The 24,394-nt window shown below is 72.9% G+C and carries 23 protein-coding genes; 10 read left to right on the forward strand and 13 right to left on the reverse strand.

What is annotated here, in order from left to right; genetic code table 11:
• Positions 1–27: 27 nt before the first annotated feature.
• Both fabD and OG898_RS35290 read right to left on the reverse strand, forming a co-directional pair.
• Positions 28–999, reverse strand: a complete 972-nt coding sequence (gene fabD / locus OG898_RS35285) for an ACP S-malonyltransferase (protein WP_250745299.1) — start codon at positions 997–999, stop codon at positions 28–30.
• Positions 1,000–1,141: 142 nt separating this feature from the next.
• Positions 1,142–2,374, reverse strand: a complete 1,233-nt coding sequence (locus OG898_RS35290; protein WP_250745300.1) for an FAD-dependent monooxygenase — start codon at positions 2,372–2,374, stop codon at positions 1,142–1,144.
• Between the two features lie 195 nt (positions 2,375–2,569).
• Between OG898_RS35290 and OG898_RS35295 the strand changes: the two genes are divergently transcribed.
• A complete protein-coding gene (locus OG898_RS35295; RefSeq protein ID WP_250745301.1) occupies positions 2,570–3,043 on the forward strand; it encodes a DUF1772 domain-containing protein in 474 nt (157 codons plus the stop codon).
• Between the two features lie 199 nt (positions 3,044–3,242).
• Positions 3,243–3,986, forward strand: a complete 744-nt coding sequence (locus OG898_RS35300) for a class I SAM-dependent methyltransferase (RefSeq protein WP_250745302.1) — start codon at positions 3,243–3,245, stop codon at positions 3,984–3,986.
• A gap of 128 nt (positions 3,987–4,114) precedes the next feature.
• On the opposite strand, the gene OG898_RS35305 is transcribed toward OG898_RS35300, so the two are convergent.
• Both OG898_RS35305 and OG898_RS35310 read right to left on the reverse strand, forming a co-directional pair.
• Entirely contained in the window at positions 4,115–6,391 is a 2,277-nt protein-coding gene (locus OG898_RS35305; protein ID WP_266962819.1) for a DPP IV N-terminal domain-containing protein, read from the reverse strand.
• A 52-nt stretch (positions 6,392–6,443) separates the two neighbouring features.
• Positions 6,444–7,115: a DUF4097 family beta strand repeat-containing protein gene (locus OG898_RS35310; RefSeq protein WP_250745304.1), complete on the reverse strand. Its 672-nt coding sequence runs from the start codon at positions 7,113–7,115 to the stop codon at positions 6,444–6,446.
• A gap of 236 nt (positions 7,116–7,351) precedes the next feature.
• On the opposite strand from OG898_RS35310, the gene OG898_RS35315 reads away from it, so the two are divergent.
• Positions 7,352–8,089 (forward strand): helix-turn-helix domain-containing protein, encoded by a 738-nt coding sequence (locus OG898_RS35315; RefSeq protein ID WP_250745305.1) that lies wholly within the window; start codon positions 7,352–7,354, stop codon positions 8,087–8,089.
• A gap of 260 nt (positions 8,090–8,349) precedes the next feature.
• Here the strand turns inward: OG898_RS35315 and OG898_RS35320 are convergent, their stop codons facing one another.
• Positions 8,350–8,712 carry a hypothetical protein gene (locus OG898_RS35320; protein ID WP_266962823.1) on the reverse strand — a complete coding sequence of 121 codons (363 nt, stop codon included), beginning with the start codon at positions 8,710–8,712 and terminating at the stop codon, positions 8,350–8,352.
• Positions 8,713–8,966: 254 nt separating this feature from the next.
• Here OG898_RS35320 and OG898_RS35325 point away from each other — a divergent pair, with 254 nt between their 5' ends.
• The 5 genes from OG898_RS35325 to OG898_RS35345 all read left to right on the forward strand — a co-directional run bounded on the left by OG898_RS35325 (position 8,967) and on the right by OG898_RS35345 (position 13,341).
• The gene (locus OG898_RS35325; RefSeq protein ID WP_266962825.1) at positions 8,967–10,019 is read left to right on the forward strand and encodes an FAD-dependent monooxygenase; all 1,053 of its coding nucleotides are present in this window, start codon (positions 8,967–8,969) and stop codon (positions 10,017–10,019) included.
• 265 nt (positions 10,020–10,284) lie between these two features.
• The gene (locus OG898_RS35330; protein WP_250745308.1) at positions 10,285–10,653 is read left to right on the forward strand and encodes an acyl carrier protein; all 369 of its coding nucleotides are present in this window, start codon (positions 10,285–10,287) and stop codon (positions 10,651–10,653) included.
• Complete coding sequence (locus OG898_RS35335; protein ID WP_250745309.1) at positions 10,650–11,456, forward strand: 4'-phosphopantetheinyl transferase superfamily protein; 807 nt, start codon at positions 10,650–10,652, stop codon at positions 11,454–11,456. Before OG898_RS35330 ends, OG898_RS35335 begins: the two co-directional genes overlap by 4 nt.
• 39 nt (positions 11,457–11,495) lie before the next feature.
• A complete protein-coding gene (locus OG898_RS35340) occupies positions 11,496–13,076 on the forward strand; it encodes an acyl-CoA carboxylase subunit beta (protein WP_250745352.1) in 1,581 nt (526 codons plus the stop codon).
• A gap of 13 nt (positions 13,077–13,089) precedes the next feature.
• Complete coding sequence (locus OG898_RS35345) at positions 13,090–13,341, forward strand: acyl-CoA carboxylase subunit epsilon (RefSeq protein WP_266962829.1); 252 nt, start codon at positions 13,090–13,092, stop codon at positions 13,339–13,341.
• A 13-nt stretch (positions 13,342–13,354) separates the two neighbouring features.
• Here OG898_RS35345 and OG898_RS35350 read toward each other — a convergent pair whose 3' ends face one another.
• The 4 genes from OG898_RS35350 to OG898_RS35365 all read right to left on the reverse strand — a co-directional run bounded on the left by OG898_RS35350 (position 13,355) and on the right by OG898_RS35365 (position 17,593).
• Entirely contained in the window at positions 13,355–14,125 is a 771-nt protein-coding gene (locus OG898_RS35350; RefSeq protein ID WP_266962831.1) for a sensor histidine kinase KdpD, read from the reverse strand.
• Between the two features lie 5 nt (positions 14,126–14,130).
• Positions 14,131–14,901, reverse strand: coding sequence for a response regulator transcription factor (locus tag OG898_RS35355; RefSeq protein WP_266962833.1), 771 nt, complete (start codon positions 14,899–14,901; stop codon positions 14,131–14,133).
• A 107-nt stretch (positions 14,902–15,008) separates the two neighbouring features.
• Positions 15,009–16,385: a TfuA-like protein gene (locus OG898_RS35360; protein ID WP_266962835.1), complete on the reverse strand. Its 1,377-nt coding sequence runs from the start codon at positions 16,383–16,385 to the stop codon at positions 15,009–15,011.
• Complete coding sequence (locus tag OG898_RS35365) at positions 16,382–17,593, reverse strand: YcaO-like family protein (RefSeq protein ID WP_250745314.1); 1,212 nt, start codon at positions 17,591–17,593, stop codon at positions 16,382–16,384. Before OG898_RS35365 ends, OG898_RS35360 begins: the two co-directional genes overlap by 4 nt.
• A 235-nt stretch (positions 17,594–17,828) precedes the next feature.
• On the opposite strand from OG898_RS35365, the gene OG898_RS35370 reads away from it, so the two are divergent.
• Positions 17,829–18,461, forward strand: a complete 633-nt coding sequence (locus OG898_RS35370) for a hypothetical protein (RefSeq protein WP_266962838.1) — start codon at positions 17,829–17,831, stop codon at positions 18,459–18,461.
• 104 nt (positions 18,462–18,565) lie between these two features.
• The gene (locus OG898_RS35375; protein ID WP_266959169.1) at positions 18,566–19,549 is read left to right on the forward strand and encodes an IS481 family transposase; all 984 of its coding nucleotides are present in this window, start codon (positions 18,566–18,568) and stop codon (positions 19,547–19,549) included.
• A gap of 40 nt (positions 19,550–19,589) precedes the next feature.
• Here the strand turns inward: OG898_RS35375 and OG898_RS35380 are convergent, their stop codons facing one another.
• From OG898_RS35380 to OG898_RS35395, 4 genes are all read right to left on the reverse strand, one after another.
• Positions 19,590–20,198, reverse strand: coding sequence for a DNA-binding response regulator (locus OG898_RS35380; RefSeq protein ID WP_250745316.1), 609 nt, complete (start codon positions 20,196–20,198; stop codon positions 19,590–19,592).
• 45 nt (positions 20,199–20,243) lie between these two features.
• Positions 20,244–21,542, reverse strand: a complete 1,299-nt coding sequence (locus tag OG898_RS35385) for a sensor histidine kinase (RefSeq protein WP_250745317.1) — start codon at positions 21,540–21,542, stop codon at positions 20,244–20,246.
• 139 nt (positions 21,543–21,681) lie between these two features.
• Positions 21,682–23,958, reverse strand: a complete 2,277-nt coding sequence (locus tag OG898_RS35390) for a TOMM precursor leader peptide-binding protein (protein ID WP_266962841.1) — start codon at positions 23,956–23,958, stop codon at positions 21,682–21,684.
• Positions 23,955–24,224 (reverse strand): hypothetical protein, encoded by a 270-nt coding sequence (locus OG898_RS35395; RefSeq protein WP_250745319.1) that lies wholly within the window; start codon positions 24,222–24,224, stop codon positions 23,955–23,957. Before OG898_RS35395 ends, OG898_RS35390 begins: the two co-directional genes overlap by 4 nt.
• Positions 24,225–24,394: the final 170 nt, after the last annotated feature.

Genomic DNA, 24,394 nt, shown 5'->3' on the forward strand with positions numbered 1-24,394 from the left:
CGGGTGTGGGCGTACGCGGCTGCGCGGCTACGCGGCGACCGCGCCGGCGACGGGCTCCGGGCTCAGGTCGCGCAGCAGGGTGTTGATGCGGCGCTCGTCGTTGGTGCTGCGGACCAGGGCGCCGGGCACGCAGCGGTTGGCGAAGCCGCTGAGGACGCGGCCGGGGCCGACCTCCAGGTAGCCGCCGACGCCGTGCACCGAGGCGGCTGCCAGTACGTCGACCCAGCGCACGGGTCCGGCGAGCTGGCGCCGGAGCAGGTCGCGGGCGTGCGCCCCGTCCCGCACCGCGGCGCCGGTCACCGAGCTGATGACGAGGAGCCGGGGCGCGGAGAACGTGGTGCGCTCCAGTTCGGCGGTGAACTCGTCCTCGACCGCGCTCATCAGCGAACAGTGGAAGGGTGCGGAGACCTTGAGCGGCACCGCCCGCTCGGCGCCCGCCTCCAGGGCGAGCCGGCTCACCTCGGCGACCGCCTCGCTCTGGCCGGAGACGACCGTCTGGCCCGCCTCGTTGTAGTTGGCGACCTCCACGACGCCGAGCGGTGCGGCAGCCGCGCACAGCTGCTCGATCCGCTCGGGAGCCAGCCCCATGAGCGCGGTCATGGCCCCGGACACCCGGCGAGAGACACCGGCCATCAGCTCGCCGCGGCGGCGTACGAGGCGTAGCGCGTCGCCCGCTTCGAGAACGCCGGCGGCGATCAGGGCCGTGTACTCGCCCAGGCTGTGCCCGGCGACCGCGCCGGGGCGCAGGCCCGTCTCCTGGCGCAGTACCTCGTACACGGCGAGGCTGGTGGCGACGATGGCGGGCTGGGCGATCTCGGTCGGTGCGAGGTCCGCATCGGGGGCCGTGGTGCACAGTTCCGTCAGGGGGAGTCCCGTGGCCTCCTCCGCCCGGGCCAGCACGCGTCCGACCGTGCGGGGGTGGTCGCGGAGGAGGTGTCCGGCCATGCCCGCGCGCTGCGAGCCCTGACCGGGAAACATCGTGAAGAGATTGTCGATCATCCCCGTTCCTACCTCACTGAGTTGTGGGTGACAGGTCGTCGAGCCGCCGGTCCGCCGGTCCGCCGGTGTCCATCGGCGACCGGTCCTCGACCCCGTGAAATCTGGCATCACGTTCTGGCGCATTCCTCGAATGCGCCTCGATTCACTCGGCGGCGGCGCCGGGGGCGGCGGCCGGCTGCGCGGCCGCCCGTCCGGGGGCCTTGGCCCAGCGGGTGCCGTAGGCGACCTGCCCCTTCTCCGCCGCGCCGAAGGCCTTGGTGTTCCAGTTCTTGCGCATGAAGGCCTCCCGCGCCTTGATCAGCAGCGGGTTCTCCACCGAGCCCATCTGCCCGATGCGCCAGGCGATGCGCTGCAGGGGCGCCGTGCGCTCGCGGCGCTCGGCCTCGTAGCCGCGGAGCGCCGCGACCGGGTCGCTTCCCGCCCGCTCCAGGTGCTCGGCCAGGACCAGGGCGTCCTCCAGGGCCTGGCAGGCGCCCTGGCCGATGTTGAAGGTGATGGGGTGGGCGGCGTCGCCGAGCAGGGTGACGCGGCCCTTGCCCCACTGGCGTTCGGGCTTGCGGCCCTCGACGTCTCCGCGCAGGATCCACTCCTCGGGGGTGGCGCGCAGGATGTCCGCGACCGGGCCGCCCCAGCCTGCGTGGCGGCGCAGCAGCATGTCCCGTACGCCGGGCTCGTCGCGCCCGCCGGGCGCTCCGTTGGCCACGCTCATCCAGTGCACCAGGCCGGGTGCGACGTCGTAGTAGGTGAACCGGGTACCCGGCCCGAACATCGCGTTGAAGGTGCCCGACGGGATGTCGGCGTGCTCCATCGGGGCCCGGCCGCGCCAGGCGATGTAGCCGCTGAAGCGGTTCTTGGCGGGGCCGAACATGGCGTCGCGCACGGCTCCGTGGATGCCGTCGGCCCCGATCAGCAGGTCGCCGCGGTCGCTGCCGCCGTCGGCGAAGCGGACGGTGACGCCCTCGGCGTCCTGGTCGAAGCCGATGACGTGGGCGCCGGTGCGCACCACGGGGCCCTCCAGCGCGTCGCGCAGGATGCCGTGCAGTACGGAGCGTTCGACGGCGATGGTGGGCTGTCCGTAGCGGGTGACGAAGTCGCCCACCGGCCAGGCGCCGAGCACCTCGCCGCGCCAGGTGCTGAAGTGCGCCGTCTGCTGGGCCGGGGCGATCTCCAGGACCTTCTCGGCCAGACCCAGGTAGTCCAGCGCGAGCATGCCGTTGGTCCAGACGTGCAGTCCGGCACCTCCGTCGCGCAGTTCCTCGGCCCGCTCGAAGACGACGACCTCGAAGCCCTTGCGCTGGAGTGCGAGGGCTGCGGCGAGGCCGCCGATCCCTCCGCCGGCTATGAGTACGCGACGGGGACGTCGTCCTATGGCCATCTCTAGCTCTCCTCGTGGCTGTCCGGGCGGCCAGGCCGCTGCCATCGGGTACGAGATCCCTGACGGACTCCGGTAGTTGTCAACGCTAGCATTACGGGCATCGATGTTGATAGTGTCAGCAGGACATCTAGCATCGCTATATCCCCGTGGCGCGACGGCCACGCGGCAACCGGCAGAACGACAGAGGTGGTTGTGATGGAAGCGCTCCTGCTCACGCTGGCCGTGGTGGCCACCATGGCCAACGCGGTGGTCTACGGCACCGACGTGTTCTCGGCACTCGTCCAGCGGCCGGCCATGGCCCATGTCGACGACGCGGCCCTGACCAGCGCCATGGGCCAGATCCACCGCTTCGGCGACAGCCGGATGCCCATCCCGGGCGTCTTCGGCCTGGTGGCCACGGTCGGCACCGCCGCCGTGGCCGGGTTCGAGGGAAAGACCACGCCGTCCGTGGCCTCGGGCGTGGCCGCCCTGGCGCTGGTGGCGTGGCTGGCCATCTACAACAAGGTGAGCGCGCCCGTGAACAAGGAGCTCACCGGAGCGGCACTGGACTGCCGCGTCGCGCCCGACGCCCGTGGGCTGCAGCGGACCTGGGACAGCGTCATCAACGTCCGGGTCCTGCTCCAGGCGGTGGCGCTCGGCGGGATGTGCGTCGCGCTCGCGGCCTCCTGAGCGGCCCCCTTCCTGTCTCCCTGCGCCGTGCGGCGGCTGTGCGGGAGGCCGGGAGAGATGGCCGGTCTTTGTGGTTTTCGCCAGGGCTGATGACCTGTCGGTTTGGGAGAGACTGCCGGTCAGAGGGCTTGATCCGTCGCGTTCACGGGGCGGGAGCAGGCCCTCTTGCACGGTGAAAACCAACGGGGAGGACGGCACCATGAGTGCACAGGAGCAGTACGACAAGATCGGTGAGGCGTACGAGGGGTTCAAGGCCCTTCCGCTGGAGCAGTGGGCGATCGTGCCCGGATTCCTGGCCCTGGTCGGGGACGTGACGGGCAAGTCGGTGCTCGACGTGGCTTCGGGTACCGGCTTCTACAGCCGGGAGCTCAAGCGGCGCGGCGCATCCGAGGTGCTCGGGATCGACATCTCCCCCGAGCTGGTCTCCGTGGCGCAGGCGATCGAGGAGCGCGAGCCCCTGGGCGTGCGCTACGAGGTGGGCGACGCGGCCGAGCTGCGGTCCTTCGAGGAGCCCTTCGACGTCGGGCTGGCCGTCCAGCTCCTCAACTACGCCTCGGACATCGCCACCACGGAGCGGATGTGCCGCAACATCCACCGGAGCCTGAAGCCGGGCGCCGAGCTCTTCCTGATCAACCAGTCGCCCGACTACCGCTTCGACGGACCGACCCCGGAGAAGTACGGCTTCCGCACCGAGCTCACCGGTGAGGAGGTCGAGACCGGGTTCAAGGTGCGGACCACGGCGCTGCTCGACCCGCCGGTCTCGTTCGAGGCGAACTTCCCGCGCCGCGAGGTCTACGAGAACTCCCTGAAGGCGGCCGGGTTCAGCGGGCTCACCTGGACCCCGATCACGGTGTCCGAGGCCGGCCTGCGGGAGTTCGGCGCGGAGCACTGGGCGAACCTCGCCGAGAACCCCCCGCTGGAGATGCTGCGCTGCCGCGCCTGACATCGCGTCCGATGCGGTGACGGCCCGGCCCCGGGGGTTTCCCGGGGCCGGGCCGTCGGTGGTTCAGCCGGTCCGGGCGCCGGTCCCGGTCACCCGGTCCCGGTCCCCCGGTCCCCCGGTCCCCCGGGTCAGGCGAACAGGTCCGCCAGGAGCTCGGGGCCCAGGGGGATCGGGGCCGGGCGGTGGGCCGGGGGCCGGGTGTCCTGGAGCTCGCGGACCAGGAAGTCCCAGCAGCGCTTGCGGACGTAGGCCAGGTGGTCGATGAAGGTGTGGTCGGCGCCGGGGACGACGAGCAGCTCGAAGTCCTTGTCGGCGGCGATGAGGCGGTCGGCGAGCCGGAGGGTGTGGGCCGGGTGGACCTGGTCGTCCATCTCTCCGTGGACGAGCAGCAGTTTGCCCGCGAGGCGGTCCGCGAGGTCCAGGTTGGAGGTGCGGGCCCAGGCCTCGGGGTTGTCCGCGCCGTCGTAGGACTCCACGAAGCCGAGGTTGAAGCAGCGGGCGTCGTGCGAGCCGGACAGGGCCACCCCCGCCGTGAACACCCCGGGGTGGTCCAGCAGCGCGCGGGCCGCGGCGAATCCGCCGCCGGAGTGGCCGAACGCGCCCACCCGGTCCAGGTCCATCCACGGCCGGGTGGCGGCCAGTTGGCGCAGCGCCGCGACGTGGTCGTCCAGGCAGCCGGCGTCGGACAGCCGGCCCTGCGAGGCGTCGTGGAAGGCCTTTCCGCGGCCGGGGGTGCCCCGTCCGTCCACGGCCATCACCACGAATCCGAGCGCCGCGAGGGGTTCGGCGTCCATGCCCAGGCCGCCGGGGTCGAAGCCCGGGGCGACGCGGTTGACCTGCGGTCCGGGGTAGAGGCTGTCGATGACCGGGTAGCGCCGGGCGGGGTCGAAGTCCCGCGGCCGGTAGAGGACTCCGTAGAGGTCGGTCTCGCCGTCGGCCGCCTTGACGCAGAACCGCTCCGGCGGGGTCCAGCCGGTCTCGGTGAGCTTGCCGGTGTCGGCGCGCTCCAGCTCGGCGAGCACCCGGCCGGTCCAGTCGCGGACCCGGGTGACCGGCGGGGTGTCGACGGTGGACGCGGAGTCGATGAAGTAGTCCCGGGCGGGGGAAGTCGTGACGGTGTGGTCCTGGTCGTCCGGGGTGATCCGGGTGAAGGCCGTCCCGTCCAGGGACGCGCTGCACACCGTGCGCCGGTACGGATCCTCCGCCACCAGGCCCGAGGCGGTGAAGTAGACCGTCCGCGCGGCCTCGTCGACGTGCAGGATCTGGCGGACCTCCCACGGACCGGAGGTGACCTGTCCGAGCAGGGCTCCGGTGTGCAGGTCGTAGCGGTACAGGTGGCCGCGGCCGTCGCGCTGCGAGTACCAGAGCACCTCGTCGGCCAGGACCCGGACGATCGGCGGCTCGAACGCCCACGGGTTGGGCTCCACCCGGGTGGGCCCGCTCTCGCCGAGCACCGTGGTGACCTCGCCGGTGGCCGGGTCGAGCCGGTGCAGGGTGAGGGTGCGCAGGTCGCGGGGGCGGTCCAGGTAGTGGACGGCCGAGCCGTCCGGGGCCCACCACGCCCACTGGGCCGTGATCGGGGACAGCTGCGGCATGAGCAGCGGCTCGGCCTGCGCGCGGACCACGGCGCCCTCGGCGAGGTCCAGTACGACCAGCTCGGCGCGCGGCACGTGCGCGTCACCGGGGTGGGCGTAGCGCTGGGTGCGGGTGAGGGGCGGGCCGCCGTCGGCGGGGGCGGCCTGCACGAGGTGGGCGAGGCGGACCTCGCGCTCGTCGGTGCGGTGGGCCAGCACCTTCGTCGAGTCGGGCGACCAGGCCACGGCGGGCGGCAGGTGCGGGAGGCCTATCTTTCCGAGCAGGGTGGCGTTGGCCGTGCAGTCCGGGCCGGCGCCGTAGGCGTGGCCGGGTGCGCCGTCGGTGGTCAGGGCCCAGGTGCGGCCGTCGGACAGCGAGCGCGCCCACAGGTCGTGCCCCTGCCGGAACACGGCGAACTTCCCGTCGGGCGAGGGGACCTCCAGCGGGCTGCCCGGCGGGGCGGACTCGGCCCGCTCGCAGGTGTAGCCGTCCAGGTCGCAGCTCCAGTGCTCGCCGAAGGCGTCGAACTCCACGGCGCTGCCCACCGGTTCCATCGCCGTGAACGGCAGGGCCTCGGGGTCGACCGGGTGTCCGGAGGCCGCGGCCAGGGCGGCGGCGAGCCGGGGGTGGTCGAAGGCGGGCTCCCGGGTGCCCGCCGCCGGGTCGACCATGACGAACCGGCGGCCGGTACCCGTGTGCACCGCGTACCAGAACCGGGCGCCGGCGTCGGTCCACTGCGGCCTGACCTTGTCGCCGGTGACGAGCTCGCCGGGGCGGGCGGGGCGGTGCAGGAGCCGCTCCGCGGCCTGGTACTGCTTGGTGGTGCTCATTGCTCTGCTCCTTCGACGGTGCGGGCGGGTTCGGGCGGGTGGTGCGGCGGCCTCAGAGGCTGCGGGCGGTGATGTCGCCGTAGGAGGTGGTCGCGTGGATCTCCAGCCGGTCGGCGGCGCTCCCGGTGTTCCGCAGCGCGTTGTGGATCCGGCCGTAGGAGGTGCCGGCGTCCAGGGAGGCGGCGGCTCCGGCGGCGGCGCCGACCGAGACGTCGCCGGACTCGGTGCGCAGCACGACCGTGCCGCGCACGGCTTCGGCGATGCTGATGTCGCCCTTCATGGTGCTGATCTCCGCGGGACCGCCGAGGCGGCCGACCGCGATGTCGCCGGCCTGGACGGTGAGGCGGGCGCTCGCGGCCTCGTCGAGCTTGACGGTGGCCTGCGCGCCCTCGAAGGCGACGTCGCCCAGCTGCCCGACGCCCCGGAGCTCGGCGGCGGCCGCCTTGGCCTCGATGCGGGAGCCGACGGGGAGCTGGACGGTGACCTCGATGGATCCGGCGGCGCCGAGGATCCGGTTCTGCGGCTCGGGGACCTCGATGCGCAGGACGCCGTCGGCGTAGGCGACCGTCGTCTGCTCCGCCGTCTTCACGTCGCGGCCCTTCGAGGCGTCCGCGGGCAGGACCTCGACGGTGGTGTCGGCGCGGTCGGCGGCGATGAGGCGGATACGGCCGGCCGGGATGTCGAGGACGGCGGCGATCGGGGCGGTGGTGGCGAACTTCTGCATCGTTCTCTCCTGTGGTCTGCGGTGGTGCCGTTTGTTTCCGACAACGGAAAAGCTACGTTGCATTCCAATACCTGGCAACACACTCGTTGCGTAATTTCTGCATCTCCGCAGGTCAATTGGGCCATTATCGTTGCAATGGTTTTGAATTCAATGCAACGCAAGCCCGTCATGCGTTGCAATGGACTGGGAGTGAACGCTATGCTGGGAGCATCGCGGACCTACAGAGGGAGATCACGGTGCCGGGAGGCAGACTCACGCAGCAGGAGCGCCAGCAGATCGCGCTGGGGCTGGCCGACGGGCTCGCTTACGCGGAGATCGCGCGGCGGCTGGACCGGCCGACCTCGACGGTCACCCGCGAGGTGATGCGCAACGGCGGTCCCGCCTCCTACCGTTCCGACCTGGCCCACCGCGCCACCGAACGCCGTGCCCACCGGAGCCGGCAGCCCGCGCCCCGGGGTCCGCAGGTGTCCCCGCAGGCCGACGGGCGCGATGCCGAGGCCGTGCGCGCGTACGAGGAGACGTTCGCCGGGATCTTCGTGCAGTCGGGCCTGTCCAAGATGACGGCGCGGGTACTGGCCGCGCTCTACACGACCGACGCGGGCAGTCTCACCGCGTCCGAACTCGTCCGGCGCCTCCAGGTCAGCCCGGCGTCCGTCTCCAAGGCCATCACCTTCCTCGAAGGCCAGTCCCTCGTCCGCCGGGAGCCGGACGAGGGCCGCCGCGAGCGCTACGTCGTCGACGACGACGTCTGGTACCAGGGGATGATCGCCAGCGCCCGCGCCCACACCCTGCTCGTGGAGACGGCCCGGCAGGGCGTCGGCGTCCTCGGCCCGGGCACGCCGGCCGCCACCCGCCTCGAAAACATCGCCCGCTTCGTCGACTTCGTGAGCGAGGGCATAACCCGCGCCGCGGAGCAGGCCCGCGAGGTCCTCCACACGAAGCCCGCGCCACGGTCCCCGGAGGGCTCCGCCTAAAGGGGGACGTCGCGATCGTGGTCGGCGTCGTGCAGGCGCTGGTCGAGGTCGTCGGTCCAGCGGCGGGCCCAGGTGCGCAGCTCGGCGGTCTCGTCCTCGGTGAGACCGTATGCGGCGAACTCGTCGTCGTCCGCCCAGTCCGCGCCGGCGAGGCGGTCGCGCAGGTCCTGGAGGCGGAACTCGTCACGGCCGTGGCGCTCGCCGAGGCGTTCGAGTTCGGTGGTGGTGCGGTGGCGGGAAGCGGTGCAGGTCGCTCAGTTTCACGCGGCGGCGGATCCCGTCGCCGCGAGCAGCTCGGGGAAGGTGCCTTCCCAGACCTCGCGCAGGTGCCTGCTGACCAGGGTGCGCAGGACGGGCCACTGCGCGAGGAGGAGGTCGCGGTTCAGGAAGGCGACGAGGTCCTCGTGCTGCCCCTCGGCGAGGACGGTGCGGTAGAGGCCCATCCGCAGGCGCGGGCGCTCCAGGTCGTAGGACCGCAGTCCGGACCAGGCCACGTGCAGCGGCAGCTCGACCACGCCGTGGCGGGGTCCGGCGAGCTTCTCCAGCGAGGCGGGCAGCCTGCCGGCGTACCGGGCGTGGAGAACGTCGGCCGCCGAGGGCGCCGCACTGCTGGACATGACCATGAACCCGAATATCTCGCCTCGGCGCCGGGTGAGGGGCAGTGCCGCGGCCGGCACGGTCCGTTTCAGGCCGTCGGGGCCCTTCTGTCTCTCTCCTGAACTTCACGTGCGTCGCTGCTTACACGGGCGGACGACGGCTGCAGAACTCTGGCCAGGCTCTGAAAACGCGGTGTGTTGAACGCGCGCCCCGGCCCGAAGAAGCTGTGAAGCACGATCCGGTCAGCTGTCCGCCGGGATCGAGACCAAGGAGAGTGCGCATGTCCCAGCACGGCTCGCGCGAAGACCGGCTGGACACCGATGTCGTCGTCGTGGGCGCGGGGCCCGTCGGGCTGATGCTCGCCGGTGAACTGCGCCTCGGCGGCGCCGCGGTGACCGTACTGGATCGCGGGGAGGCCCCGGCGCCGCGGCCGCGGGCCTGCGCCCTGCACACCCGCACCATGGAGATCCTCGACGGCCGGGGCCTGCTCGGCCCCCGGGGGACCCCGCCCCGCGAGATGCGGGGGCACTTCGGCAGGTGGGCGGCCTCCTCGGGCGCCGACGTGCGGCGCCGCCTCGAACTGCGCGGGGTCACCGTCACCGAGGAGCACGTGGAGGCGGAGGCGCTCGGACCCGAGGGCACCGTACGCCTGCGCGGCCGCTACCTCGTCGGATGCGACGGCGTGCGCAGCACCGTACGGCGCCTGACGGGGGCCCGGTTCCCCGGCCGGGTGCTGTTCGCGGGCGACGCCGCCCGGCGGCGGGTACCGGCCGGCGGGCGGGCGCTCGACCTCGGCCTGCAGGACGCGGTCAACCTCGGCTGGAAGCTGGCGGCGGCCGTACGCGGCTGGGCGCCGCCCGGCCTGCTCGACAGCTACGACACCGAGCGGCGGGAGGCCGGCCGCCGGGTGCCGGCCACCATCCGGGCCCAGCCGCACCTGCCGCCCGGCCGAGCGACCGGTACGGATCCTCCGCGCACCCTGCTCGGAGCGCGGATCCCGCACGCCCGGCTGGTCACGCCCTGGGGACCCGTCATGACGACGACGGCCATGCTGCGCCCGGGCCGCGGGCTCCTGCTGGACCTCGTCGGCAACCCGGCCCTGCGCTGCGCGGCCCGCCCCTGGGCGGACCGGGTCGCCTTCGTCACCGCCCGACCCGAGCCGGGTGCCCCGCCGGGCCCCCTGCACGGCACCGGCGCAGTCCTCGTACGGCCGGACGGCCACATCGTGTGGACCGCACCGGACAGGTCGGGGGCCGCCCTGCCACGGGCCCTGCTGCGGTGGTTCGGTGTCGCCGGACAGGGGCCACAGGCCCTGACCGGAATCGAAGACTGAGCTCACGAAACGAGGCCAGAGCTCTGCCCAAGGGCCGTCAAGCGGGGCGCGACCCACCCTCCGGAACACGTCGGGACGCTCTGGGAAGGGTGACGCCACAGCCGTCCCGCGCCGCTGGACCGGCGCTCCGGCACCCCGGCGCGGCACACGGACCGATGATCCGGTCGACGCCGGCGAGACCCGGCGACCCCCGTCACCAGGAGGCGAGCGGGCCCCTTTTCATCCCAAAAGCACCGTCCACCCTTCACAGAAGGCGGTACGAACCATGGCACTACGGAACACAAGCACCTGGCTCGAACGGTTGCCCGATCTGCCCGCCCTGCGCGCCGCGGACACCGGGGCGCGCATACGGATCATCGAGCAGTACATCTGCCAGGAGCTCACGGAGACCCTCGACATCCCGCCCGCCTACCGGATCAACGTCCGCCGGCCGCTGCGCAGCCAGGGCGTGGACTCGATCATGGCCATCCAGCTCAAGCGGAAGCTGGAGACGGCGCTCGGCGTCACGGTGAAGGCGGCGGACCTGCTGCGCGACGACAGCGTGGCCGAGGTCGCCGCGCTGCTGTGCGCGCTGATGCCGGACCGCCGGGAATCCCAGGTCCAGTTCGCCGCGACGGCCGGCGCGGGCCGATGAGCAAGCCCTCCGGGACGGCCCGGATCACCGCACCGGACCAGGACATGCACCTGTGGGTGTGCCATCCGGACCTGACGGAGGAGAACGAGGGCGCCCTCGTCACGGACGAGCTCGATGCCAAGGAGCACAAACGGGCCGCCGCGTTCATCAGGCCGAACGACCGGCTGACCTATCTGTCGGCCCACATCGCGCTGCGGCGGCTGCTCTCCGCGTACACCGGCATCGCTCCGGGGCAGCTGCAGTTCGGCCGCGACGCCTGCCCCTGCTGCGACCGCCCGCACGGCCGGCCGGTGCTCCGCGACTCGTCGCTGCACTTCTCCCTGTCGCACAGTCACGGGGTGGTCCTCATCGGGATCGCGACCTCGACCGTGGGCATCGACGTGCAGCGGGTGCCGTCGCTGGAGACGACCAACCTGTGCATGCCCGATCTGCACCCGATGGAGCAGAAGGAACTCGCCGAGATCGAGGAGGACACGGACCGGCAGCTGGCCTTCGGCCGGCTCTGGACGCGCAAGGAGGCCTACTTCAAGGGCCTGGGCACCGGGCTCGGACGGGAGCTGTCCGCCGACTACCTGGGCACCGACGAAGGGCCGGACGTGGCCGACCGCCCCGAGGGCTGGGTCGTCCAGAACCTGCCGAGCTGCCCCGCCCACGTGGCGGCGTCGGCCCTGCTCACCGGCGGACCGCACGAGATCACCGCCCGCTTCGTGACGATGGAGATGCTGACCGCCGCCGACGCCCTGGAGCTGATCGCCGCGGAGCCGTCGATGTGCTCCGACATCGAACCGTCTGCCGACCGGTAGCCGACATGGACCAGACAACGGGGAGGAAGTAGCACCGTGGTGACGACACAGCAGGCCGCCGACGGGGTCGGCGCACCGCCCGACCGGCTCGGTGAACTGGCCCGCATCAAGGAAGAGACGCGCGAGGGCGCCAACCCGGCGGCCACCGAACGCCAGCACGCCAAGGGCAAGCTGACCGCGCGCGAGCGGATCGACCTCCTCCTGGACAAGGGGAGCTTCTCGGAGGTCGAGGGTCTGAGGAGGCACCGGGCGACCGGCTTCGGCCTGGAGGACAAGCGCCCCTACACCGATGGCGTGGTCACCGGCTGGGGCGAGGTCGACGGCCGCACCGTGTTCGTCTACGCCCATGACTTCCGGATCTTCGGAGGGGCGCTCGGCGAGGCCCATGCCCAGAAGATCCACAAGGTCATGGACATGGCCATCGCGGCGGGGGCCCCGCTGGTCTCGCTGAACGACGGGGCGGGCGCGCGCATCCAGGAGGGCGTCTCCGCGCTCGCCGGGTACGGCGGCATCTTCCAGCGCAACACCAAGGCCTCCGGCGTGATCCCGCAGATCAGCGTGATGCTCGGGCCGTGCGCCGGCGGCGCCGCGTACTCGCCGGCGCTCACCGACTTCGTCTTCGCCGTCCGCGACATCTCGCAGATGTTCATCACGGGTCCGGACGTGGTGCAGGCGGTCACCGGGGAGGAGGTCACGCAGAACGGCCTGGGCGGCGCCGACGTCCACGCCGGGGTCTCGGGCGTGGCCCACTTCGTGTACGACGACGAGGAGACCTGCCTCGCCGAGGTGCGCTACCTGCTCTCCCTGCTCCCCTCCAACAACCGCGAGCTGCCGCCGGACGTGCACAGCGAGGACAGCGAGGACCGGCACTGCGACGCGCTGCTCGACACGGTCCCGGCCGACGGGAACCGCTCGTACGACATCCGCGAGGTGATCGCGGAGATCACCGACGACGGCGACTACATGGAGGTCCACGCCGGGTGGGCGCCGAACCTGGTCGTGGCGCTGGCCCGGCTCGGCGGCCAGGTGGTGGGGATCGTCGCGAACCAGCCCGCGGCCATGGCCGGGGTCCTCGACATCAAGGCCAGCGAGAAGGGCGCGCGGTTCGTGCAGTTCTGCGACGCCTTCAACATCCCGCTGGTCACCCTCGTCGACGTACCCGGGTTCCTGCCGGGCGTCGACCAGGAGCACCAGGGCATCATCCGGCGCGGCGCGAAACTGCTGTACGCGTACTGCAACGCGACGGTGCCGCGGATCTCCGTGGTCCTGCGCAAGGCGTACGGCGGTGCGTACATCGTGATGGACTCCCGCTCGATCGGGGTGGACATCGCGCTGGCCTGGCCGACCAACGAGATAGCCGTGATGGGGGCCGAGGGCGCCGCCAACGTGGTCTTCCGGCGGGAGATCGCCGCCGCCGACGATCCCGAGGCGATGCGCCGGCAGAAGATCGACGAGTACAAGACCGAGCTGGTGCACCCCTATTACGCGGCCGAGCGCGGTCTCGTCGACGACGTGATCGACCCGCGCGAGACCCGCTCGGCACTGATCCGCTGCCTGTCGATGCTGCGTACGAAGGACGCCGCACTGCCCCGCCGCAAGCACGGCAACCCGCCCCAGTGAGGAGGACCCGGAGATGACCGAGGTACGCCAAGCGGTACACGAGAAGCACGCACCGTTCCTGGTGCGGGTGGAGAAGGGCAGCGCGAGTCCGGAGGAGGTCGCCGCGCTCACCGCCGTTCTGCTGGCCAGGGCCGCGGAACCGGATCCCGGCCCGGACCACGGCCCGCTGCGGCGGACGGCGGCCCGCTGGCGCCGCCCCGAGCGGGGCGGCGGCTTCGACGGCCCCCGTACGTGGCAGGCCCGCACGCACGAGCCGAACGCCTGAAGGCCCCCGCGGCCTACGAGGTCGTGCGGACCAACGGCGAGGCCCGCGCGGTGGGGGCCGGAGCCTGCGGCGGGCCGGTGGGCGCGGGGGTGTCCGCGGGCAGGACGGCCCTCGCGCGCAGGCCGGGAAGGCCCGTGCGCAGACCGAGTTCGAGGCGGCCTCCCGAGGCGCCGAGCAGGGCGGCGGCGATCGTCAGTCCGAGGCCGCTGCCCCGGCCGCCGCGGCCCGCGCGGCCGCGCCAGAAGGGTTCGCAGGCGTGGGCGATCTCCTCGCGCGTCATCCCCGGACCCTCGTCGCAGACGTCGACGGCCACCTCGCCGGGGGCATCGCGACCCACCGACACCCGTACGGTCCCGCCCGGCGGGGAGACCTTGAGCGCGTTGTCCAGCAGGACGTCGAGGGTCTGCTCCAGCGTGCCCGGCTGCTGGACGAGGGGGGCCCGCTCTCCGATGATCTCCAGGTGCGTGCCGCCGGCCCGCGCCGCGGCGGACCACGCCTCCACGCGCAGCCCCGCGACGGCGAGGGCGTCCGCGGTCTCGGCCCGGGCCACGGCGTGCTCGACCGCGCCCCAGGCCAGGACCTGTTCCAGGACCTCGGAGAGCCGCGCCACTTCGCGCAGGATGGCCGCCACCTCCCGGCCCGGGGCGGGATCGGCCGCGTCGAGGTAGCGGTCCTGGAGGAGTTCGAGGCGCAGGCGTACGGAGGACAGCGGGCCGCGCATCTGGTGGGCGGCGGCCACCACGACCATGGGCGGCTCCGGCTCCCACTCGGGAGGCGCGTTCATCGCGTTCACGACGCCCGCGGCTGCGGGACGGTCAGCCGGTAGCCGACGCCCCGGGCCGCCTCGATCCAGTCGTTGCTGCCGAGCTTGCTGCGCAGGGAGCCCACGTGGACGTCGAGCGTGCGGGTGGAACCGAACCAGTTCTCGTCCCAGACCCGCGCCATGATGTCCTGGCGTTCCATGACCGTGCCGGGCTCCTCCAGCAGCATGGCCAGCAGCTCGAACTCCTTGCGGGTGATGCGTACTTCCGTGCCGTCGAGGTACACCTTGCGGGCGCGCCGGTCCAGGCTGAGCGGGCCCGCCCGCAGGATGCCGCCGGTGCCGGTACCGGTACCGGCCGGGTGTTCGTGTTCGTGTTCGCCCACGGGATCGGGCGCGGGCTCCGGTTCGTTCGCGGCGGCCGCGTCGTGGTGCCGGGGGCAGTCGCCGGAGCGCCGGATGACGGCCTGGATGCGCGCCATCAGCTCGTAGCGGCCGAAGGGCTTGGCCACGAAGTCGTCGGCGCCCATGTGCAGGGCCATCACGCGGTCCAGTTCGCCGGCCCGGCCGCTCAGCGCGATGACGGGGACGCAGGAGCGCTCCCGGATCCGCCGGCAGACCTCGTGACCCTCGAGATCGGGCAGGCCGAGGTCGAGCAGGACCAGGGAGGCGTCGTCCAGGTGCTCCAGGGCCGCGGCGCCGGTGCCGGTGCGGCACGTGGCGTAGCCGTGCACGGTCAGCGCCTGTTCCAGGGCCTCGGCGACCCCGTCGTCGTCCTCGACGATCAGTACGTTCCTCATCGGTGCCTCCCGGTCCGGTCCGCTGCCCGCGAGTGGACCCCACTTCGGGACAGTACCGCCGCAGGAAGGCCTCGGACGGGGCGCGAGAGCGGGCCGAGAGCGGGGCGCTAGCGGGCCTCCACCTGGGCTGATGCCGCGCGCAGGGGCATGAACCGGCGGGCGGTCTCCTCCGCCTCGGTCAGGGAGGCGAAGCCGCGGTCGCGGGCCGCCGCTTCCAGGGCCGCCGGGCTGCCGGCACCCCAGATCTCCCGCAGGTGCCCGCGGACCTCGCTCACCGGGATCCGGCGGGCGGTGCCCCCCGGGCCGCTCGCCGCGGCGGACTCGCCCAGCCGGTCGATGGCGGCGACGGCGTTCGTGCTCGCCGCCCACACCGCGTCCGCATGGCGCAGCTCCGCGGGCACCCCGTGGAAGGGGGCGTCTCCCGGTGCGCTGCGGAAGGAGCGGACGAGCAGGGTGAGCAGCCGGTGCCAGGGGGTTCCGGAGCGCCGTTCGCCGGGGGTCAGCCAGTGCTCCCACGCCTGGGCGGGGAGCAGGTCCGCGGTGATGCCCGCCCGTGCGGCGGACTCCAGCGCGCAGGTCTCCAGTTCCGAGTCCCCCGTCGGCAGCAGGTGCCCGGCGATCCGGTGCAGGGTGAAACCCCGGTAGCGGGCGGGGAAGTCGGGTGCGTAGAGCTGCTGGAAGCGGAGCACGTCGAGCTCCGGGACGGCCGGGTGGCGCGGTGTTCCCGGTGTGGGCCGGAACGTGCTGCGCCAGTGCGCGCGACGGCTCGTGGGCGTGAGGAACCAGGCGGGTACGAGCAGGGGCTCCGGTGCGGGCGGCGCGGCGGACGGGGGTGCCTCCTGGGCCAGCCAGGACAGGGCGAGCAGGGAGTCCACGCGCTGCAGATCGGTGGTGGAGCGGGTCCGCCGGGCGTACGCGCGCAGGGCTGCCGCGGCCTCGCCGGTCTCCTTCGCGTGCTCGCCGGCCAGCCGGATCAGTGCGGGCCAGCAGCGCTCGGCGGAGTGCATCGAGCCGGCGAGGTCGAGGAGGGTGTCGCCGGTGGCGGCGTCGAGGATCCGGTCGGTGACGGCGTTGGCGACCGTCCAGCGCAGGGTGACCAGCGCGACGGTGGGGTGCCCGTGGGCGTGGGTGGGCCGGTGCGCGGCGACCTCGGCGTCGCCGTCCAGGGTGCCCTGGACGAACATGCCGAAGACGAGGCCGATGCCCCGCATGCCGTACGGCCACAACTCCGCGGCGCGCAGGGCGCCGAACCCGGCGGCGCCGACGACGCGGGTGCCGTCGGCGAGGAGGTCGAGGATCTCCTCGTGGGACACCGGGGTGCCGTGGGACTGGACGCCGTCGAGGACGACGACGGTGTCCCCGGGCCCGGCGGCGAGGGCGAGCAGGTCGCCGTGGCGGGCCGGCGGGTGGAGGACCGAGCCGGGGTACGCGGTGCGGACCTCGTCGGCGCCGAGGGAGGCTCCGGCGAACACGTGGGTGGTCATCGGCGCTCCCCGGTCAGGCGTACGGGGCCGGGGCCGGCGGCGGGGCCGGTGAGGCCAGCGGCGACGACCTTGACGACGCGGACGTCGGTTTCGGTGCTGAGGTCCACGGCCACGGGCCGGTGGCCGGTCACCGCGGTGACCAGGCCGGCGAGCCAGCGCATCTCATCGGTATCTTCGGCGTATTCGGCGAACTCGGCGGTGCGGGCGGCGGCTTCCCGCCAGTCGAGGAGCCGCCCCGCGGGCGCCCCGGCGGTGCGGGCGGCGCGCGGCGGCGTCGCGCGGGCCCGGGCGGCCGTGGCCGGGCCGTCGCCCACCAGGGCGCGCAGCCGGTCGCGGGCGGCGCCGGTCAGCGCGCGGCCCAGGGCGATGCCGGGGTCGCTGTGCACGCCGACGGCGGTGACGGGCACGGGGAAGGACTTCGACCACAGGCCCACCGAGAAGCAGGGCAGCGCCCAGCGGTTGGCGCGGCGGGTGAGGGTGACCCGGACTCCGGCGGCGGCGAGGCGGGCGAGCACCTCGGCGCAGAGCGGGTCGTCCACGCCGGCCGGGTCGACGGGGCCGGTGGTGTCGGGGCCGGTGGTGTCGGGGCCGGCCGGGCCGAAGGAGGCCGGGACCGGGGAGGCGGCCGGGGCGGCGGCGCAGTCCTGCTCGATCACCTTGTAGAGCGCGTGGACCACGGTCTCCTCGTAGCTGTTGCCGCCGGCCAGTCCGCCGGCCGTGGTGCGCAGCAGCGGGGGCCGCCACTCGGTGCCGGTCTCCTCGCCCGCGGTGACACAGGCGCGGGGCGCGGCCACGGGGGCGCCGGTGACCAGGTCGGCGGCGATGACCCAGTCCAGCGGGGTGTGTTCGCTCAGCAGGCTGCCGGGCGGCAGGGGCAGGGCCCGTACGTCGTAGGGCAGGGCGAGTTCGCGCGCGGGCGTGCGCAGCACTTCGGCGGGCGGGCAGGCGTACTCGGCGTGCCAGAGCTCCACGGACTCCATGACGGCGGAGATCCGGGCGAGCAGGGGGGTGGCTCCGCGGCCGTAGGCGAGCGGTCGGGTCCGGGCGGCCGGCCGGACCGCGGCGACGACCGGGACGCCGAGGGTGTCGAGGCCGGTGACGTCGGCGACCCGGGTGATCCCGAAGGAGTCGCGGAGCTCGTCGAGGCGGGCCCAGGTCTCCTCGGGGTGGCGGACCCGGTGTGTCCCGGCGAAGTGCACCTTCTTCACGCGTGGTCCTCCCCTGCCCCGTCCCGGAGGCCGTCGGTCGCCGTGTTCCCGGCTCTCGTCCACCAGCGTGCGCGAGCGACGGCCAGACGACCGGCAAGGGAACGGCAGAGGTTCGGCACGGCTGGTGAAAACCCCTTCCGGGGGCCCGTACGGAACCCGGTTCCATCGCCGCTCTAGCGGCGTGTGCCGACAATGCACCGGTTATGCCGTGCACGGAGCAGGAGGGGAGCCGCCGATGTCCCAGCGAGAGCGCGGCCGGCAGGTGACGGTCGTCGAGCGGATGACCACGACCGGGGATCCCTCCTCGTTCGAACGGGCACTCGTCGGCTACGCGCGCCACCGGGAGTCCGCCAAGGGGTTCGAGGCGCTCGTGACGGCTGCCTGCCCCGACCGGCCCGGCAGCTACGTCCACCTCGACCAGTGGAGCACCCTGGACCGGCTGCTCCAGGCCTCGCACGAGGCCGGTCACGAGGACGGGCCGTCGCCGCTGCGGCATCCCGGGCTCGGTCCGGGAACCACCTCCACCAGCGAACTGATGGTCACCGTCGGGCGGATGACGGTCGGGGGCGAGCTCTCGGACGCCGCCCACGTCGTGCTGGTCCGGGCCGTGCTCGACGGCCCGCCGAAGCAGTTCGAGCTCGACTTCGGCGCCCTGGTCGCCCAGTGCGTGTCGGACAGCGGTTTCGGCGGCAGCGATCTGCTCCGCTCGGCCGCCGACCCCCGGGTCTACCTGGGCGTGCTGTGGTGGCTGGACGCCGGGGCCTGTGCCCGGGTGCGCGCAGGCGACGGCTACCGCAGCCGGCTGGCGGGACTGTCCGCCGCCGCGGAGGTCAGCGAGGAACCGACCCGGGTCCTGCGCGCGGCCTAGGTGTATTGATCACGAGCGTTGTTAACAGGGCCGGGTCTTGATCATGGTGAAGACCTCCGGTGTGGTGGAGGTGTCTAGGCTCCACACCACACACGGAGGTCTTCGTGTCACACCGTAATGCCCGCCTGACCGTTCACGGCAGGCGGATCCTGGTCGAACGTGTCCTGGCCGGGCGGCCGGTGGCGCATGTCGCTGCCGAGATGGGCATATCAAGGCCCACGGCCCACAAGTGGGTCCGCCGCTGGCGGACTGAAGGCCATGCGGGACTCCACGACCGTTCCAGCCGCCCGCGCACGACCCCGCACCGCACTCGCCCCGCGGTCGAAGCCCGAGTCTGTGAACTGCGCAGGAGCCGAAAGCTCGGGCCGGCCCGGATCGGCCCGATCCTGGGCCTGCCCGCCTCGACCGTGCACCGGATTTTGACCCGTCACGGCTTGGGCCGCCTGGCCTGGCTGGACCGGCCCACCGGAGAGCCGATCCGCCGCTACGAACGCGCTCGACCGGGCGAACTCGTCCACGTCGACATCAAGAAACTCGGCAACATCCCCGACGGCGGCGGATGGCGCGTGGTGGGCCGAGCCGCAGGCGACCGTAACCGCCAGGCCACTACCGACCAGCGCAGAAGCAGCACGCCGGTGATCGGCTACTCCTACATCCACTCCGCCGTCGACGATCACTCCCGCCTCGCCTACAGCGAAGTCCTGGCCAACGAGCGCAAGGAGACCGCCACCGGGTTCTGGCAGCGGGCCAACGCCTTCTTCGCCGCCCACGGCATCACCGTCGAGCGCGTCCTGACCGACAACGGCGCCTGCTACAAATCCAAGCTCTTCACCCGTACGCTCACCGCGGCCGGTATCGCCCACAAAAGAACCCGGCCCTACCGGCCGCAGACCAACGGCAAGGTCGAACGCTTCAACCGGACGCTCGCCGAGGAGTGGGCCTACCAACGGCCCTACGCCTCGAACCATGAGCGGACCGAAGCCCTGACAGACTTCCTGCACACCTACAACCACCACCGCTGCCACACCGCACTGGGCGGACACCCGCCCATCAGCCGTGTGAACAACGCTGCGGGTCAATACACCTAGGGCGTGTCCTTCGGATCAGGCCGGGCCGCCCCAGCCGCGGTTACGGGATCCAGCCCGCCTCCTCCGCGATGCGGATGGCGTCGATCCGGTTGCGTGCGTTGAGCTTGTCCACGATGGCCGTCAGGTAGTTCCGTACCGTGCCCTCGCTCAGGAAGAGCTGCTCGGCGATCTCACCGGCGTCGGCGCCCCGGGCGGCCAGCCGGAGCACCTGGGTCTCGCGCGGGGATATCGGATTGTCCAGGGCCTCCCAGGCGCTGAGGGCGAGATCGGGGTCGATCACCCGCTGCCCGTTGGCCACGGCCCGTACGGCCTGGGCGAGCCGGGCCGGCGGGGAGTCCTTGAGCAGGAACCCCGAGACGCGGGCGGCCATCGCCCGGCGCAGGGTGCCGGGCCTGCCGAGGCTGGTGAGGATCAGCGTGCGGCAGGCGGGCAGGCGTTCGCGCAGCTCGGCGGCCGCGGTCAGCCCGTCCATCCCGGGCAGGTCGATGTCGATGATCGCGACATCGGGGCGTGATTCGAGCGCGGAGGCCACGATGAGGTCACCGCGGTCCACGGAGGCCACCACCTGGAAGTCGGGTTCCAGTTCGAGTAATGCGATGAGTGCGCCGCGGACCATGTGGACGTCCTCGGCAAGAAGCAGCGACAGCATGGTTGTTCCCCCGTATACCCCTCGTGCCGGTCGACTCGCGCCGCTTCAGCCGGCTCGACGTTCCAGCGCCGCGACGGACGCTCTTCCTGCGCTCCCGTCGTACCCCTGTCCTCGTGGGCCGACGCTGTCCGGGGGGTCGGGGGCGACCGGTCTCATCGGCGCCCTCGCCGTCACCCGGAACCGGCCCTGCGGTTCGATGCCCGCGGTCAGCGTTCCGCCGATCGCGGTGAGCCTCGTGTCCAGGTTGCCCAGCCCGCTGCCCCGGTCCGCGGGGTCCGCGAGCCCGACGGCCACCACCCCGTCGTTCTCCATCACCAGTTCCACCGTCTCCCCGTCGACCGCCGCCCTGATGGTGCAGGACTGCACCTTGCTGTGCCTGAGGATGTTGGTGACGCCCTCGCGCAGGGCGGTCGCCAGCACGGTGTCCACCAGCGGGTGGAGCCGGCCGCAGTCGATGTCGACCTCCGCCTCCACGCCCGCCGAGGCCATCACGTCGACCACGGAGACGGCCTCCGCCGCCAGCGACATGTCGCGGTACCCGCGGGCGACCGCCCGTACGTCGACGAGGGCCTGGCGGGACACACCGAGCACGGAGACGACCTCTTCGCGTGCCCGCTCGGGGTTGTTGACGACGACCCGCTGGATCAGCTCGCACTTCAGCGAGATGGCCGAGAGGCTGTAGCCGAGCAGGTCGTGCAGGTCCCGGGCGAACCTCAGCCGTTCCTGGATGACGGCCATCCGCGCCATCTCCGCACGGGTCTCGTGCACTTCGTTGACCAGGTCGGTAAGCCGGGTGAGGCCGTACACCACCAGTCCGGTCAGCGCGGTGGAGATGCCCGAGTACGCGAGGTCCAGCACGTTGCCGCCCTGACCCACCGCCCACCACAGCACGACGCCCGAGATGGCGGCGAAGGAGGGCCAGGCGATCCTGGGCGGTGCGAGCAGCAGGACCGAGGCGCTCAGGGGTCCCGCCACGCTGCCCCACAGGACGTTCAGCCAGACCAGGGGTAAGAAGGTGAGGAATAACTGCACGCCCAGGGCGGCGCACTTGCGGCCGGTGGACCAGCGCCGGGCCTTGGGCGAGGTGAGGACCAGCTGGAGGCCGTAGAGGAGCATGACCGCCGTCGCGCAGACGAAGAGTTCGCGGCGCTGGTCGCGCAGTGCGTATTCGACGTTGAGCAGCGTGACGATTGCGTACCCGGACAGGACGGTGACCACGATGCCCTGCGCGAGGCGCGGGGCCAGGACGTCGGTGACGCGGCCGCGCTTGTCCGGATTCTTGGTTTCCGCTTGCTCGGTTCCCTGAGCTAGGTCGTTGTCCGCAGTCCGGAAACGGCCCGTCATATGCTCACTCCTCGGTAGGGAAAACGAGAGGGTCCGAGTCCGCACTATATGCCGAGCCCGCCGAAGATCGGAGAGGTAGCAGAGAGCTGATCTACAAGGGGATCCGGAAGGGCATCCGGAAGGGCATCCACGCGTACATCTACAAGGGCAGCGGAACCCCGTTGAGTTCACGGAATGCGGTGCGAGTATTCCGCTGGCCGAGACGCACCGGTACGTCGAAAAGGCGTCCCGGGGCGAACCTGGCGTAAAACGGCCGCAGTCCGGGCACGAGCGTCTTGACCACGGGTATGCCCACGTCGGGCCGGGTCTGGTCGAGGACCAGCAGCTCCATCCCGTGCGACTCGAGCAGGGTCCGCAGGTGCGTGACGTCGTCGAGGAGGTCCGCGTTGCGTCCGGCGTACCGCCAGGACGCGGGGGTCCGCCCGGTCTGCGCGGGGTCCGCGAAGAGCTGCGGCTGTCCGGGCAGGGCCGTACCGGAACCGCCGGGGGCCGGCAGCATCTGCACCATCTCGGTGACCGCCCTGCGCAGTGCGAGCCGCGGGTCGAGGTGGGCTCCGAACCCGTAGACGAACTCCTCCGCGGGGCCGCCGGTGCGCCGGGAGACGGCCGCCACGACCGGGATTCCGAGGTCGGTGGTGAGGTCGAGGGCCCAGACCTGGTGGCCGGCCCGGTCGAGCGCCGATCTGGTGGCCGCCAGCCAGGGCTCGTCGAAGGAGTCGAGGTCGAGGCCGGGCAGGCTCAGCCGGTTGTACCACCACAGCGCCACGGCGTCCCGCTCGACGAGTTCGAGCACGCCCTGGACCACCGCGTCCTCGAGACTGCCGCCCGCGGCGTTGCCGTTGGAGTCGGCCCACAGGCCGTCCCGGGAGGCGCCCGTGCCCGTGTCGAAGTACAGGGTGGAGGTGGGCAGCATCCGGTGGGCACCGGCGGTGAGCGACCACACGGGGGTCCACTCGGTCTCGGCGGCGGGGTCGAAGGGGCGGCTCACCCGGTGGAAGGGCGACTGCAGGGCGTTCCAGCGCGCCCGGTCGGCGTACTGCCGCTCGTCGAACAGCTGGTACGTGTTGGGGTGGACGGCCGCGGCGCCCAGCCCGGCCATCGACTCGCGGATCACCAGCTCGTCGCCCTGGCGGGCGGCGCTGTACCGTTCCGCCGCTTCGCACAGCGCGCTCGCCCGGGCCTCGGTGGCGGTCGCCCCCTTGCCTCCGCTGCGGGCCCGCAGGACCTGGTGGACCCCGGCCAGCGAGTGCCCGCGCAGGGCGAGGTTGTGGCCGGAGTCGTAGGCGTGCAGTCCGTCGGGCAGTCCCGGGACCGGGCGGACGTTCGTCACGATGCCGGTGACCGGGCTGATCAGATGGCGGTTCTCGATGAGGATGCCCTCGGCGCAGACGGCCCGGTCGTTGCTGCCGGTGCCCTCCGCCTTCGGCCGGGAGGCCAGGGCGAGGGGCCGCGCCGTCCGCCGGGCGACCAGCGAGGGGTCCCCGCAGTCGAGGCACTGCGGGCGGCGCAGCACGGTGTGGTGGGCGGTGCTCAGGTTGAGGCTGTCCAGGACGCACACCGACCGCTGCTCCGGGTAGCGCAGTCCCGCGAGCCACTTCGACAGTTCCAGTACGGCGCACTGCAGTCCGAGGGACCGTACGGCGGAGAGCGTCGGGGCGGGTCTCGGCGCCGGCCCGTCCAGGCCCAGGGCGCGCTGTACGGGGAGTTCCCCGGCGCGGTGCTCGGAGAGCCGGTGGGCCAGGCAGGACCAGCAGGGCCCGTCGGATCCGTCGGGTCCGTCGGTGGCCGGCGAGAAGAACGGGCCGGTCCAGGGGTCGGCTCCGAACGGCCTGGCCAGCAGCCAGGTCCGGCCCTGGCGGCGCAGCCGCCGGGAGACGGACCTCAGCCCGGGGTCCAGGTAGTCCGCGCACACCACCAGGGCCAGCGGGGCGTCGGCGTCCTCGTCCACGGCGTTGAGCCCGGAGGCCTCGCAGGCGGCGCGGACCTCGGCGGCGTTCACCCCGCCGACCGGGATCACGGCGACCGGGGCCGTGCGGACCTCGGCCGTCGCCTCGTACCCGTCGAGGCCCGCCCGGTCCCAGTAGGCCTGGGCCAGGGCGGTGTCCCCGCCGGCCGGCTCGGCGCCGGCCGGGTCGGCGCCGCCGTGCCGGTACCCGACCAGATTGGCCTGCGCGAGGCTCCGCAGCGCCCGGCCCACCTCGGCGACCGGCATGGTCGCCGAGGCGGCCCTGAGTAAGGCGTCCAGGGTGTGGCTGCCGTCGAGCAGCGGGACCAGGCTCTCTATGCCGGCGCCGCGCAGGACGGTCACGCCCTGGTCGGAGAGGACGAACGCGGCCTCGCCCGGGACCGCTTCGGCCCGCACGTGGCGCTTGAAGGCCACGAAGGGGCCCGTCCGGGGCTCCCGCGGGGGCGTCACGCCGCGACCTGGAGGTCGGCCTGGTCGGTCAGGTTGCCGCCGATGCAGGTGCCGCACCGCAGGCAGCTGGACATCGAACCGGTGACGGCGCTCAGGTCGTCGATGGAGAGGGTCGCGCCGGACGTCCAGTCCACTCCCTGGGCTTCGAGTCCGAACTCCAGCAGGACCCCGGCCGGGTCGGCGTCGAAGCGCTGTCCGAGCTTCGGTTCCAGAGCGGTACGGGCGGCGAGTTCCGCGAAACGGAAAAGTTCCTGGGCCACGTTCATGACTTCCCCCTGAGACCAACGGTGCTGCACTGGTGTCCTGTTGGGAGGAGAGTCTGGAGGGGGACCTCACAGCACCGGCAGTGCCACGTTCACCGGCCGCGTATGACATTTTCATGATTCACCTCGTGCGCACCTCACTGGGCCGCCGGAGGCCTCTGCTGCGACGCTGT

The sequence above is a fragment of the Streptomyces sp. NBC_00193 genome (genome assembly GCF_026342735.1).
Classification (GTDB): domain Bacteria; phylum Actinomycetota; class Actinomycetes; order Streptomycetales; family Streptomycetaceae; genus Streptomyces; species Streptomyces stoeckheimensis.

Excerpts from the sequence above, each read along its gene's own strand:
- OG898_RS35370 (WP_266962838.1), top strand. The coding sequence starts at position 17,829 with ATGTCCCAGCGAGAGCGCGGCCGGCAGGTGACGGTCGTCGAGCGGATG.
- OG898_RS35305 (WP_266962819.1), bottom strand. The coding sequence starts at position 6,391 with ATGAGCACCACCAAGCAGTACCAGGCCGCGGAGCGGCTCCTGCACCGC.
- OG898_RS35295 (WP_250745301.1), top strand. The coding sequence starts at position 2,570 with ATGGAAGCGCTCCTGCTCACGCTGGCCGTGGTGGCCACCATGGCCAAC.
- OG898_RS35350 (WP_266962831.1), bottom strand. The coding sequence starts at position 14,125 with ATGAACGCGCCTCCCGAGTGGGAGCCGGAGCCGCCCATGGTCGTGGTG.
- OG898_RS35380 (WP_250745316.1), bottom strand. The coding sequence starts at position 20,198 with ATGCTGTCGCTGCTTCTTGCCGAGGACGTCCACATGGTCCGCGGCGCA.
- OG898_RS35310 (WP_250745304.1), bottom strand. The coding sequence starts at position 7,115 with ATGCAGAAGTTCGCCACCACCGCCCCGATCGCCGCCGTCCTCGACATC.
- OG898_RS35360 (WP_266962835.1), bottom strand. The coding sequence starts at position 16,385 with ATGACCACCCACGTGTTCGCCGGAGCCTCCCTCGGCGCCGACGAGGTC.
- fabD (WP_250745299.1), bottom strand. The coding sequence starts at position 999 with ATGATCGACAATCTCTTCACGATGTTTCCCGGTCAGGGCTCGCAGCGC.
- OG898_RS35290 (WP_250745300.1), bottom strand. The coding sequence starts at position 2,374 with ATGGCCATAGGACGACGTCCCCGTCGCGTACTCATAGCCGGCGGAGGG.
- OG898_RS35320 (WP_266962823.1), bottom strand. The coding sequence starts at position 8,712 with ATGGTCATGTCCAGCAGTGCGGCGCCCTCGGCGGCCGACGTTCTCCAC.
- OG898_RS35335 (WP_250745309.1), top strand. The coding sequence starts at position 10,650 with ATGAGCAAGCCCTCCGGGACGGCCCGGATCACCGCACCGGACCAGGAC.
- OG898_RS35385 (WP_250745317.1), bottom strand. The coding sequence starts at position 21,542 with ATGACGGGCCGTTTCCGGACTGCGGACAACGACCTAGCTCAGGGAACC.
- OG898_RS35325 (WP_266962825.1), top strand. The coding sequence starts at position 8,967 with ATGTCCCAGCACGGCTCGCGCGAAGACCGGCTGGACACCGATGTCGTC.
- OG898_RS35355 (WP_266962833.1), bottom strand. The coding sequence starts at position 14,901 with ATGAGGAACGTACTGATCGTCGAGGACGACGACGGGGTCGCCGAGGCC.
- OG898_RS35345 (WP_266962829.1), top strand. The coding sequence starts at position 13,090 with ATGACCGAGGTACGCCAAGCGGTACACGAGAAGCACGCACCGTTCCTG.
- OG898_RS35300 (WP_250745302.1), top strand. The coding sequence starts at position 3,243 with ATGAGTGCACAGGAGCAGTACGACAAGATCGGTGAGGCGTACGAGGGG.
- OG898_RS35395 (WP_250745319.1), bottom strand. The coding sequence starts at position 24,224 with ATGAACGTGGCCCAGGAACTTTTCCGTTTCGCGGAACTCGCCGCCCGT.
- OG898_RS35330 (WP_250745308.1), top strand. The coding sequence starts at position 10,285 with ATGGCACTACGGAACACAAGCACCTGGCTCGAACGGTTGCCCGATCTG.